This window comes from Micromonospora sp. NPDC048170 (assembly GCF_040652795.1).
In the GTDB taxonomy this organism is placed as follows: domain Bacteria; phylum Actinomycetota; class Actinomycetes; order Mycobacteriales; family Micromonosporaceae; genus Micromonospora.
The window spans coordinates 431,371-443,612 of sequence record NZ_JBEZMR010000004.1 but is presented as its reverse complement, the minus strand read 5'-3'; the positions used below and the strand labels follow the sequence as shown (position 1 = coordinate 443,612).

10 protein-coding genes are annotated in these 12,242 nt (G+C 75.2%); 3 read left to right on the top strand and 7 right to left on the bottom strand.

What is annotated here, in order from left to right; translation table 11 throughout:
• Nucleotides 1-137 precede the first annotated feature (137 nt).
• From AB0D32_RS10555 to ligD, 5 genes are all read right to left on the bottom strand, one after another.
• Complete coding sequence (locus AB0D32_RS10555) at nucleotides 138-935, bottom strand: ABC transporter ATP-binding protein (RefSeq protein ID WP_357087419.1); 798 nt, start codon at nucleotides 933-935, stop codon at nucleotides 138-140.
• A gap of 121 nt (nucleotides 936-1,056) precedes the next feature.
• Nucleotides 1,057-2,055 carry an ABC transporter ATP-binding protein gene (locus AB0D32_RS10550; RefSeq protein WP_357087416.1) on the bottom strand — a complete coding sequence of 333 codons (999 nt, stop codon included), beginning with the start codon at nucleotides 2,053-2,055 and terminating at the stop codon, nucleotides 1,057-1,059.
• Nucleotide 2,056: 1 nt separating this feature from the next.
• Entirely contained in the window at nucleotides 2,057-4,804 is a 2,748-nt protein-coding gene (locus tag AB0D32_RS10545; RefSeq protein WP_357087413.1) for an FtsX-like permease family protein, read from the bottom strand.
• Between the two features lie 4 nt (nucleotides 4,805-4,808).
• Nucleotides 4,809-8,003 carry an ABC transporter permease gene (locus AB0D32_RS10540; protein WP_357087411.1) on the bottom strand — a complete coding sequence of 1,065 codons (3,195 nt, stop codon included), beginning with the start codon at nucleotides 8,001-8,003 and terminating at the stop codon, nucleotides 4,809-4,811.
• A gap of 182 nt (nucleotides 8,004-8,185) precedes the next feature.
• Entirely contained in the window at nucleotides 8,186-9,211 is a 1,026-nt protein-coding gene (ligD, locus tag AB0D32_RS10535) for a non-homologous end-joining DNA ligase (protein ID WP_357087409.1), read from the bottom strand.
• 47 nt (nucleotides 9,212-9,258) lie between these two features.
• Between ligD and msrB the strand changes: the two genes are divergently transcribed.
• A complete protein-coding gene (gene msrB, locus AB0D32_RS10530) occupies nucleotides 9,259-9,672 on the top strand; it encodes a peptide-methionine (R)-S-oxide reductase MsrB (RefSeq protein WP_357087407.1) in 414 nt (137 codons plus the stop codon).
• Between the two features lie 62 nt (nucleotides 9,673-9,734).
• Here msrB and AB0D32_RS10525 read toward each other — a convergent pair whose 3' ends face one another.
• Nucleotides 9,735-10,292 carry a DUF305 domain-containing protein gene (locus AB0D32_RS10525; RefSeq protein ID WP_357087404.1) on the bottom strand — a complete coding sequence of 186 codons (558 nt, stop codon included), beginning with the start codon at nucleotides 10,290-10,292 and terminating at the stop codon, nucleotides 9,735-9,737.
• Between the two features lie 67 nt (nucleotides 10,293-10,359).
• On the bottom strand, nucleotides 10,360-11,094 hold the full coding sequence (locus AB0D32_RS10520; protein WP_357087402.1) for a lytic polysaccharide monooxygenase: 735 nt from the start codon (nucleotides 11,092-11,094) through the stop codon (nucleotides 10,360-10,362).
• A gap of 286 nt (nucleotides 11,095-11,380) precedes the next feature.
• Between AB0D32_RS10520 and AB0D32_RS10515 the strand changes: the two genes are divergently transcribed.
• Entirely contained in the window at nucleotides 11,381-11,641 is a 261-nt protein-coding gene (locus tag AB0D32_RS10515; protein ID WP_357087400.1) for a Prokaryotic metallothionein, read from the top strand.
• Nucleotides 11,642-11,715: 74 nt separating this feature from the next.
• The gene (locus AB0D32_RS10510; protein ID WP_357087398.1) at nucleotides 11,716-12,174 is read left to right on the top strand and encodes a GNAT family N-acetyltransferase; all 459 of its coding nucleotides are present in this window, start codon (nucleotides 11,716-11,718) and stop codon (nucleotides 12,172-12,174) included.
• Nucleotides 12,175-12,242: the final 68 nt, after the last annotated feature.

The following is a 12,242-nucleotide window of genomic DNA, read 5'->3' as shown; positions in this document are numbered from 1 at the left end:
GCACCCCCGCACCCCTCCCCCGGCCTGTGGGGCCCCCCCCCCGCGGCGCCGCGCAACACCCCCCCCCCCCCCCGAGGAGGGGGCGGGGGAGCGTGGGGCGGGGGGTGGGGGAGGGCGGGGTGGGGTGGGGAGAAAGGTCAGGGGATCAGGTGGCCGTCGCGGAGGGTCAGGACGCGGTCGGCGAGGTCGATCAGGGCCGGGTCGTGGGTGGCGACCAGCGCGGTCATGCCACGGGCGTGCACGACCGCCCGGATCAGGTCCATGATGGACCGGCCGGTCTCGGAGTCGAGTTGGCCGGTGGGCTCGTCGGCGATCAGCAGGTCCGGCTCGTTGGCCAGGGCCCGCGCCACCGCCACCCGCTGCTGCTGCCCGCCCGAGAGCTCGTACGGCCGCTGGCCGGCGTGCCCGCCGAGGCCGACCAGCTCCAGCAGCACCGCCACCCGCTCCTCCCGCTCGGCTGCGGGGACCCGCGCCAACCGCAGCGGTACGCCGACGTTCTCGGCGGCGGACAGGATCGGCACCAGCCCGAACGTCTGGAACACGAAGCCGACCGTGCCGCGGCGAAGCTCCATGAGTTCCCGCTCACCGGCGCCGGTGACGTCTCGCCCGGCGACCACCACCCGACCCGAGTCGGGCCGGTCCAGCCCGCCCACCAGGTTGAGCAGGGTCGTCTTGCCCGCCCCGGAGCGGCCGCGCACGGCGACCAGCTCGCCCCGCCCCGCCGAGAACGAGACGTCCCGTACGGCGTGCACGGCGTGCTCGCCTCGGCCGAAGGTGCGGTTGACCGCCTCCACCCGGACCACCTCGTCGACGACCGTGGCACCCGCCCTCGCACCGCCGGGGGCCGGGGTGCCCGCCACCGCACCGTCCGTGGCCGTGGTGCCCGCCGGTGCTCCGGCCGGCCGGCCGTCCCGTGTCGCGTCAAGCCCGCTCATGATCCCGTCCCGTTGTGCTCGGCGCGGCCGACCGGCTCGACCGCGCGGTACCGACTGGTTGCCCGCGACGTTGGACGGCTCGACGCCGTCGGCGGGGTCGTCCGCGCCGCGCGCCGCCCGCTCACCGGGTCGCCTCCCGCTCGTCCTGCGTCCGGTCGCCCGGCCGCACCTCCACGTGGTCCGGCTCCAGGTTCAGTCGCACCCGGTCGCGCAGCGACAGCGCGTCCACGAAGGGCGCCGGCAGCTGCATCCGGCCGCTGCGGTCGAGTACGGCGTACTCCTCACTGACCAGCTCGGTGCTGCCGTCCGCGCCGATCCGTGCGGTCCGGCGTACCTCGGAGGCGGTCCGGCCGTCGCGGATCGCGACGGTCCGGCGGACCTGGGTGGCCACGGCGTGGTCGTGGGTGACCACCACGATGGTGACGCCGAGTTCGGCGTTGATGGTGCGCAGCGCCCCGAAGACCTCGGCTCCGGTCGCCTCGTCCAGCTCGCCGGTCGGCTCGTCGGCGAAGAGGATCTCGGGATCGTTGGCGACCGCCACCGCGACCGCGCAGCGCTGCTGTTCGCCGCCGCTGAGCTGCCCGGGGCGGCGGTCGGCGCAGTAGCCCACGCCGACCATGTCGAGCAGTTCCCGGGCCCGCTCGCGGTGGGCCCGTCGACCGCCCCGCCGCCCGGCGAGCCGCATCGGCAGTTCGACGTTCTCCAGCGCGGTCAGATACGGCAGCAGGTTGCGGCCGGTCTGCTGCCAGACGAACCCGACCATCTTCCGCCGGTAGCTCAGTCGCCGCCGCGCGGAGAGGTTGAGCAGGTCGTACTCCCCCACCCGGGCGATGCCGGCGGTGGGCGTGTCCAGCCCGGAGAGGATGTTCAGCAGCGTCGACTTCCCGGAACCGGAGGCACCGACGATCGCCACCAGCTCGCCCCGGTCGATGACCAGGTCGAGCCCCTGCAACGCGACGACCTCCACCCCCTCCGTCTTGAAGATCCGGACCAGCCCGTCGCAGACGATGTGCCCGCGCAACCGGTCCCGGCCGCCGGCCCGCTCCGCCGCGCGCTGGGCGGCCCGCTGTTGCAGGGCGGCCAGATCCGGCACGGCGGTGGACTCCGCGGTAGCGGTCATGTCAGCTCTCCTCTCCGAGCCGGAGCACCTCACCGAGGCGCATCCGGCGGTTGTTCAGGGCCTCGACGGCGACCGCGAAGCCGAGGGCGACCGCCCCGAGCGCGACGACCGCAGCCGCCAGACCGGGCTCGAACGCCACCCGGACCTCCATGCCGTCGGTGAAGGCGGACAGGCCGAGCACCGGGGTGAGCAGCAGCGGCAACACCGTGCCCACCAGGGCGCCGGTCACCACCGACACGCCCACCAGCGGGGCCAGTTCCACCAGCAGCAGCCCACGCCACTGCCTCCGGGACAGGCCGAGGGTGCGCAGCCGGGACAGCACCTGACCGCGCTCCCGGGCACCGGCGAGCACGGTGAAGGCGATCGCGAGCAGGCCGAGCGCCGTCCCGCCCGCCGTGCCGGCGACGAAACCGAAGGCGAGCACCCCGTTCGCTCCGCCCTCGCCCACCTGCCGGCGGGTGTCCGCGAAGGTCAGCACCTCCACGCCGCGCGGGCGTTCCCGGCCGACGACCGTCCCGCCGGTCTGGAAGCGGGACTGTCCCGCGTCGCCGGCCCGGCGCAGCGCCGCGGCGTCCAGGCCGTCGCCGGCCACCAGGAACCCGGTCGGCACGGCGGCGTAGTCGCGGCGCGGCAACGACTGCCACGGCAGGATGACGAACCGGTCGCTGTCCGCGCGCAGCAGCGGGAAACTCTCGACCCGCTCGGCGACCCGGAACTCGTAGCGTTGGCCCTGGGCGCTGACGAAGGCGGAGCCGTCCAGGCCGGCGTCGGCCAGCTCGGCGGCGACCGTCGGGGAGACCACGGCGGGCAGCGGTCCGGCTTCCCCGGCCGGCGCGCGCAGCGCTGCGGGCACCGTCACGTCGATGTCGGCCTGCCGGACCATCCGGGCCAGGGCGGGGCCGTCGACCATGAGCACGGTCACCCCGCCGAGCCGGGTGTCGGTGCCGAGCGCGTCCTTGGCCAGGCGCTGACCCGTCTCGTACAGCACCGGGCTCGCGGCCCGCACACCCGGCAGCCGTTCCAGCTCGGCGCCCGTGTCGGGGGCGATTCGTTCCCCCATGATCAGGGCATCGGCGGGTACGGCCCGGCCGGCGGCCCGGTCCCGGCTCGCCTCGATCCCGGCGGCCGTCACCGCGCAGAACGCCGCCGTCGCGATGGACAGCACGACGACCACCAGCGGTACGGCGACGACCGACCGTCCGGCCCGGGCCGTGCCCAGGAAGCCGACGCTGCCCCGGGCCCTGGCCGCGAGCCGGCTGACCAGCCGCAGCGGCCACGGGTACACCCGCATCGCCACCACCGCCGCGGCGACGGCCAGCAGCACCGGGACCGAGACCAGCAGCGGATCGACCTCGCCGGGGGTGAGGCCGCGGCGGCGCAGCAGCACGACCGCGAGGCCCGCGAGGACCAGCAGTCCCGCTTCCACCGTGAGCCTTCGCGCGGAGGGGCGCGCCTGGACCAGGTCGCGTCGACCGGTGCCGCCGGTGGACGCGGCGAGGGTGGCCACCGGCAGCGCCGACGCCACCAGGACGGTCGCGGCGACGGCCAGCCACATGGTCTTCCCCGGCGATCCGGGGGCGAGGGTGCCGAGCAGCCAGCCGAGCACGGCGGCGGGCGGCACCACCAGCAGCGTCTCGGCCAGGCTGCGCCCCACGTTCGCGGTGGCCGCCCCGCCCCGGGCCCGCAGCAGGGTGAACTCCGCCCGGCGTCGGCGCGCCAGCAACCCGGCGGCCAGCACGACGAGCCCGGCCAGCGTGGCCAGTACGCCCGCCGCGATCACCCCGAGCACCGTCCGCGCGCTGTCCACCTCGGCGGCGAACTCCCGCAGGGGGATGTCCAGCCCCTGGACGAGTTCGCGGCCGGCCGCCTCCCGGGTCATCTGCTGGACGCCGCCGATCACCTGGTCCAGTTCGCGGACGTCGATGCCGTCGGCGCCCAGCCGGTAGCGCCAACTGAACCTCAGCGGCCAGCCTGCCGCGGACATGCGGTCCAGCGCGACGCCGTCGACGACCCCGAAGATGATGAACGGTTCGCCGTCCCCCTCCGGCTCACCGATCCGCAGCAGCGGCGGAAGCCCGTCCCAGAACCCGTCGGCGCCGTCGCGGGGCTGGAAGAGACCGACCACGGTGACGTCGACGCGGGGCGGCGAGTTGGGGGTGAGCGGCCCCGGCGAGGAGAGGGCCAGCTGGCTGCCGAGCCGCAGGTTCAGCCTGCCGGCGACCTCGGTGGCCAGCGCCACCTGCACCGGCTGGTCCTTCGGCGCGGCGGCCGGCCAGCGTCCCTCGACCAGCGTGCCGGCATCCTCGATCCCGGACACGGCCCGCAGTCCGAGGTCGACCAGGAGGTTCTTCGCCGCCAGGTCCGGGCCTCTCACCCGGCCGGCCTCGGTCTCCGCGGCGAACCACCGCTGGTCGACCATCCGCCGTACGACCGGCGGCATCCCGGTCTCCAGCGTCGTCAGGTCGTCCCGGTACGAGGCCACCAGCGAGCTGCCGCTCTCCGCCGCGGTGAGCGGGTTGGTCGAGTACGTCACGTCCCGCTGTTGCGGCGGCACGGTGCCCAGGTGGGCCCGCAGGCCCTGCTGGGCATGGTCGTTGACGATCCTGGGCACGCCGCTGATCACCAGCGTGGCGACCAGCGTCAGCGCCGCGAGGAGCAGGAACTGCCCGCCGTACGCCCGTACCCGGCGGACGACCGCCCCGATGTTCAGCACGCCCGGTCTCCGCTCCTGGTCGTCCCTACGCTCCACCCGGTCACCGGTCTCCCCCGATCCGCAGCTGCGCCGCCGCCACCCGCTGCCGGATGCCGAGGGCGATGAACGCGCTGAAGGCGAGTGCCGCCAGCAGCAGGCCGAGCGCGGTCAGACCGATGGGCAGCCAGGGCAGCACGAAGGCGGCCTCCGGCACCGGCCGGCCGGCGGACGGCGTGAGGATGACCAGCGGGGCCATCGTCGCGCCGACCGCGGCGCCCAGCAGCAGGCCGACGCCGACCCCGATCCCGGCCAGGAAGGTCTGCTCGGCCAGCAGTGCCCGGGCCAGCAGCCGCGGGGTGGCGCCGAGCGTGTGCAGCACGGCGAACTCTTCCAGCCGGTGCCGGGCGGTCGCCCAGACGTCGACGATCAGGCCGACGAGGGCCAGCAGCACCGAGCCGAGCGCGGCGGCGAGCAGCCCGGTGCGGGCCCCCTGCCAGTACGGGTCGCCGGCGGCCCGCTCGGCCACCTCCCGCCGGTCGAGCAGGGTGGTGCCGGTCAGTTCGGCCGCCGCGCGGGCCGCCTCGGCGTGGCCGCCCCCGACGGTGCTCAGCCACCACTCCGCGACCGGCCGGACGGTGCCCCGGTCCCGGATCAGCCAGTCCGTCGCTGCCGGCAGGTCCAGCAGCACGCCCGCGCCGGCCGTGGAGGGCACCGCGTCCAGCTCGCCGACGAGCGTGACCGGCACGGTCGCGCCGGACAGCGCGAGGTCGACCGTGTCACCGACGCGCAGGCTCAACGCGTCCCGCACCGCCGGGGTCATCAGCACCGGTACCGGCCGGTTCTCGCCGGCCGGCACCAGGGCGAAGCGGCTCGCCGGCTGGAACGCGAACCGGCCACCCGGCCGGAATTCGACCTCCCGCTCACCGCTCACGCCGGTGGCCGTCGCCATCGCGCCGATCGGCCGGCCCTGGCCGTTGGTGGCCATCCACTCGCCGCCCAGCGACGCCGGCCGGGTCGCGCCGTCGGCGCCGGCCAACCGCAGGTCGGTCACGTCCAGGCGGTACGCCAGCCCGCGTGCGGCGCCGGCGTCGGCCTCGAAGCCGGACAGCCGCAGGGTGCCCGCCCCCTCGGGGACGGCGACGGTGAACGGCACCGGCCGGCCGTCACTGCCGCCGCTGCCCGCCGGTAGCCGCAGGGCCAGCCCGTCCGCCCGGACCAACAACACCCAGACGGAGATCTGGTGCGGCGCTACGGCACCCCGCACGGGCGTACGCAGCGTGCCGGTGAGCGACCGGGTGCCGGCGGGCAGCTCGACGCCGACCGGCGCGCCCCGTGCCCGGGTCAGCCGGTCCAGCAGCGCCGGCACCGACTCGTCGGTCAGCCGCTCGTTGAGCCGCAGCACGTCCGCCGCGCCGGCGGCGTCGAGGCTCACCACCGTGGTCGGCAGGTCGGCACGGCCGAGGCGGAGCTCGTCCCGCCAGGCCGGTAGCGCCTCGTCGACGCCGGGCAGCGCGCCGAGCTGGCCGGCCCGGCCGTCGGGTGCCACGCCGGCGAGCTCGACGACCCGCAGGTCGGCGCCGACGGTGTGGTCGGACTGGTCGGCCTGCGACCGTTCCCCCGTCGTCACCAGCGACCAGGCCAGGGTGCTGCCGCCGACGGCGAGGGCGAGCAGCAGCACCGGGCCGGCGTGCGGGCGCCGCCCCGCCTGCCACATGCCGAACATGGTCGCGGTCCACGGCTTCCGGTCCACGAACCGCTCGGCGAACCGGGTGGCGGGCGGCAGCAGCCGCAGCGCCACGACCGCGCCGGCCAGCACACCCAGCGTCGGCGCGGCGACCAGCAGCGGGTCGACGCCGAGCCGGCCGGCCGCCCCGGTGACCGGCGACGAGTACTGGCGCAGCTGGGTCCAGGCCAGCACCGCGAAGCCGACCAGCACCAGGTCGATGCTGGCCCGTTGCACGCTCGCGGCACGGGTGGGACGGGACCGGGCCGCCAGGTCCGCGACGTACGTGCCCGCACCCCGCAGCGTCGGGGCGATCATCGCGACCAGGCAGCCGGCGGCGGTGGCGGCGGCGACCGCCCAGAGGAGCGCGGTGTTGCCGGAGGAGAGCGCCAACGGGGCCGCGCCACCGGTGCCCACGCGCCGCAGCGCCTCACCGGCGAGCAGCGGCCCCAGCACGGCGGCGGGCAGGACGACCAGGGTCGCCTCCCGGGCCGTCAGGCCGGCCAACTGCCCGCGCGCGGCGCCCCGGGCCCGCAGCAGGGCGTTCTGGCTCCGCCGGTCCTCGTGCAGCAGGGCGGCGACCAGCACCAGCGCGTACCCGCCGAGCACCATGATCAGCAGCAGCGGGGTGGCCAGCGAGGAGCGACCCACCAGGTCGGCCCGGGTGACGCGGTCGAGGAGCCGGTCGATCGCGGTGACGGTCTGGCCGGAGGAGCCCAGCCCGGCCGCCTCGGGCACCTCGACGACGGCGGCGGTGAGCGCCTGCCGCACGTCGGCCAGCCGCCCCGCGCCGGCCGCCGCCGCGAGGTCCGGCTCGACCACCCAGGACACCGACACCGAGCCCGGGTAGGTGGCGACGAAGTCCGCCGGGTCCAGCACGAACGGCCCGTACGAGGTCCCGGAGTCGGCGACGCTGCCGGCCCCGACGCCGGGGGCCAGCCGCCAGTACGGGTCGTTCGGGTCGAGGGGCCGCCACGTCCCGACGAGCACGACCGCGCTGGGTTCGTCGGTCCGGCGGTCCAGCAACGGCACCCGGTCGCCGACGGCCATCCCGAGCGCGCCGGCCACCTTCTCGGGAAGCGTGACCTGTGCCGACGCGGCTCCCGGTGTGGGCCAGGCGCCACTGGTCAGCTCGGCGTGACGAGCCAGGTCGTCGAGGGCCGCAAGGTTGGCGAAGACCGGGTCGTCGCCGTCGCGGACCACGGGCCCGAGGTCGCCGGTCAGCTCGCGGCCACCGCCGTACCGGGCGGCGTCGACGGTGACCGGCACGCCGCCGAGTCCGGCGCCGAACCCGTCGCGGATCGCCCGGTCCCGGGTGGCGAACTCGGCCGCGTCCCGGCCGGTCGTGCCGCTCACCAGGAGGCTGCGCTCCTCGAACGACGCCCCCGTCAACAGGGCACGCTGGCCCGCCTCGACGGCCCGACGGTTGTAGTCGGAGAGCCCGGTGACCAACGCGACCGCCACCAGGGCCGCGACCACCGCGGCGAGCAGCAGCCCGCGCGCCTCGCGGGCCCGCCTCCACACCAGCTTCATCCGACGCCCTCCCCTGGCCCGGGGTCGGGCCGACGATCAGGGAGAGCGGCGACAGGCCGGGAAAGGTTCGCGCCCGTTACTTGATCGTTATCGACAGGTGCCGTACGGCCGAGGTGCCGGCGGCGGCGGGTACCGCTCGGTGGGCCAGCTGCGGCTGACACCCGGTGGGCGGGCCAGGCCGGTCAGCGGGGGCGGTCACGGTCCTTCGACGGCTGCACGCGCTTCGGCTCGCCGGGCATCTTCGGGTGGTCCGGCGGGTAGGGCATGTCGCCCTGACCGGCGGCGTCGTCCCGGTCGGCCCACTCCAGCAGCGGCGTGATGTCCCACGCGGTGTCGTCGATGCCGGCGTGCGGGTCGCCGCGCTCGGCCAGCCGGGCCGGGACGGTACGCAGGTCGAAGTCGTCCGGGTCGACGTCGGGCAGTTCGGCCCAGGTGACCGGGGTGGACACGGTGGCCCGGGCGTTGGCGCGCAGCGAGTACGCGCAGGCGATCGTGCGGTCCCGGGCCATCTGGTTGTAGTCGACGAAGACGCGGGTGCCCCGCTGCTCCTTCCACCAGGCGGTGGTCACCAGCTCCGGCCGGCGCCGCTCCAGCTCGCGGGCCAGCGCGATGGTGGCCCGGCGCACCTCGGTGAACGTCCAGCGCGGCGCGATCCGCAGGTAGACGTGCACGCCACGACCGCCGGAGGTCTTCGGCCAGCCGGTGACGCCCAGCTCGTCGAGGAGCCCGCGCAGTTCCCCGGCGGCGGAGGCCGCGTCGGCGAAGTCGGTGCCGGGCTGCGGGTCGAGGTCGATACGCAGCTCGTCGGGGCGGTCGACGTCGGCGGCGCGTACCGGCCAGGGGTGGAACACGATGGTGCCCATCTGGGCGGCCCACGCCACGTGGGCCAGGTCGGCCGGGCAGAGCTCCGCCGCGCTGCGCCCGCTCGGGAAGCTGATGGTGGCGGTCTGCACCCACGGTGGCACGCCCCGTGCGGGCACCCGCTTCTGGAAGAACGCCTCCCCCTCGATGCCCTCGGGGAAGCGCTGCAACGTGGTGGGACGCTCGCACAGGGCACGCATGATGCCGTCGCCCACCGCGAGGTAGTAGTGGAAGACGTCGGCCTTGGTGAAGCCGCGCTGCGGAAAGATCACCCGATCGGGGCTGGTCAGCCGGACGTCGTGCCCGGCCACCTCGATCTGTTCGGCTGCGGCCTTCGTGCCACCCATTGCGCGACCATATGCCACACCCCCGACGTCCGGCGTACCGTTGGCGGGTGAGTCTTGACGAGAGTGAACTGCCCCGTACCGAGGAAGAGTGGCGGGTCCGGCTCAGCCCGGAGGAGTTCCGGGTGCTGCGGGAGGCCGGCACCGAACGCCCGTGGACCGGCGAGTACGTCGACACGAAGACTCCGGGGACGTACCGCTGCCGGGCCTGCGGCGCGGAACTCTTCCCGAGTGACACGAAGTTCGACTCGCACTGCGGGTGGCCCAGCTTCGACGACGCCATCCCGGGTGCGGTCAAGGAGATCGAGGACCGCAGCCTCGGCATGACCCGCACCGAGATCCGCTGCGCCCGGTGCGACAGCCATCTCGGTCACGTCTTCCGGGGCGAGGGCTTCACCCCGAAGGACACCCGGCACTGCGTCAACTCCGTCTCCATCCGGCTGGAGCCGCGCGCCGACGCCTGAGGCGGGGCCCCGCCGTCACGGTGAGCCGGCCGCCCCGACGGGAGGCCGGCTCACCGGCTGGCCTACGTCAGCCCGGCCATCAGCGAGACCTGGGCCGTACGCGACCGCTCGACGCGCCCGGCGAGGTCGCGTACGCGCGGATCGGCGCCGACCGTCAGGTGCGCCCGGGCCAGGTCGGCCGCCGCGTCCTGGTGGTCGCCGAGCACGTCGAGCAGGACACGGTCGACCTCGCCGGCCGGGGCGTCCCGCAGGCGGGCCAGGTCCTCGGCGGCGGTCCCGTGCCCGTGGTCGTGTTGGTGGGCGGCCCCGGTGGCGGCCGGCCCGGCCTCCCGCAGCCAGCCGCGCATCGTGGCGAGCTCGTCGGTCTCGGTGACCTCGATGGCGGCGACCAGGGTGCGCAGCTTCCGGTCGGTCACCCGGTCGCGGCTGAGCCGCACCAGTTCCAGCGTCTGCTCGGTGTGCGCCACCATGGTGGTCAGGAAGACCACGTCCAGCCCGCTCATCGTGGCGGCGGCAGTTTGCGCCGGTACGGGGGCGGGCTGCGCCGGGGCGGCTCCCACGGCACAGCCGGGGACCAGCAGCAGGGCGGCGAGCAGGACGACCGTGCGCAGCCGTCGCATGGCGTACTCCGATCCGGGAGGGGTTACGGGTGCGGCGGACGCCGGGTGGCGGGCCGCACCCGTACGGTCAGACCTGGGTCCAGAGCGCCGGGACGTTGGGCGGCTCCCAGCCGGGGATGGCGGTGTGCGCCTGCCGGCAGCGGTACGTCAGCCCGCCGTAGGTGACCTGGTCACCGGCCTGGTAGGCGCGGCCCGTCGTCCAGCTGCCGCCGGGCGCGGGCGGGTTGGACGGCGAGGCGGTGGGGGTCGGGGTGGGTGGCGGGGGCGTCGGGGTGGGCGACGGGCCGCCACCCCCGCCGATCTGGAGGTCGACGCAGGAGTAGAACGCGTTGGCCGTGTCCGCGATGTTCCACACGGCGAGGACCTTCTGCCGTCCGGACCAGCCGCCCAGGTTGATGTTGTGCGTGACGGTGGCACCGGGCTGCCGGCCGCCCCCGTCGACGACGGCCACGCGGGTGCCGCCGATGAAGTACTCCCAGTTGCTGGTGGCGTGCCGGGCGGTGTTGGTCCAGGTGAAGGTGACCGAACTGCCGACCGAGGTGGCGGGCCAGCCCCGGCTGTCGTCGTTCAGGACCGCGAAGTGGGCGATTCCCGCGTGGCAGCTGCGGAGCCCCTTCGGCCCCTCGACGCTCTGCGGCTCGTACTTGATCTGCCCGCAGTCGGGGACCCGCCCCTGGGCGCAGAGCGCCTGCCGGCTCGGAGGGCCGGACACGTAACCGTGGGCCTGGGCGGGCGCCGCGACGGCCAGTGCGGAGACGACGGCGCCCGTCGCCACGAGCGGGATCGTGATTCTTCGGCGCATGGTGGCTGCTCCTTCGAACTTCGTCCTGGTGAGGTGGCCTCCAACATAAATTAAACCTTGTTAACAGTAAAGACTCTTGTCGATAAAAACATCGACCATCATGAGCACATAGAGTGACGGCTGGAGCACAGCAGACCGCCCCGGCGCAGCGCGAAGCAGCAGCGCAACGACCCGGCACGCCGGGCGACACGCCGTCGAACGGCGGCAACCTGGCCGTTCCGCCCGCACGAGCGGAGCCGGTGCCGCAGGCTTGACGGAAACGTGTCCTGTTTCGGGGGGTCCTGTCGTGGCAACGTGCGAGGTCTGCGGTAACGACTACTGGATGGCGTTCGAGGTGCGGACCGTCAGCGGTGACGTGCACACCTTCGACTCCTTCGAGTGCGCCGCACACAAGCTGGCGCCCATCTGCGAGCACTGCCAGGTCAAGATCGTCGGGCACGGTGTGGAGGTGTCCGGCCGGTTCTTCTGCTGCGCGCACTGCGCCCGCGCCGAGGAGGGCACCGAGGGCGCCGAGATCCGCGACACGGTCGGCGCCCGCCCGGCCTGACACTGGGCGGACCGGCCCGGACGACGGTCGGGGCGGCGGCCCACGAGCCGGTGGACGCGGCCTACCATCGCGGGGTGCCGCAGACCCCCGTGACGAGGAGCGCCTCGTTCGCCGACCTCGACGCCCGCACCTTCCACGACCTGCTCCGGCTCCGGATCGACGTGTTCGTGGTGGAGCAGGCGTGCCCGTACCCGGAACTCGACGGGCGCGACGTCGAGCCGGACACCCGGCACCTGTGGCTCGACGAGGGTGGCGCGCCGCTGGCGTACCTGCGGATCCTCGCCGACCCGGGCGGCGTCGCGCGGATCGGGCGGGTGGTGGTGGCGCCGCGGGCGCGCGGCGGCGGACACGCGGGCCGGCTGATGGCCGCGGCGCTGGAGTTGGTCGGCGACCGCCCGTGCGTGCTGGAGGCCCAGTCCCACCTGGCCGCCTTCTACGCCCGGCACGGCTTCGCCGTCAGCGGCCCCGACTACGTCGAGGACGGCATCCCGCACACCCCGATGCGCCGGGAAGGCATTGACCAAGCCCTATAAATATGGCAGCCTCCGGGCAGAGCCGTCGCGGAAGCCACGCAGCACGCACGGGAGGGGCAACTCCCGGG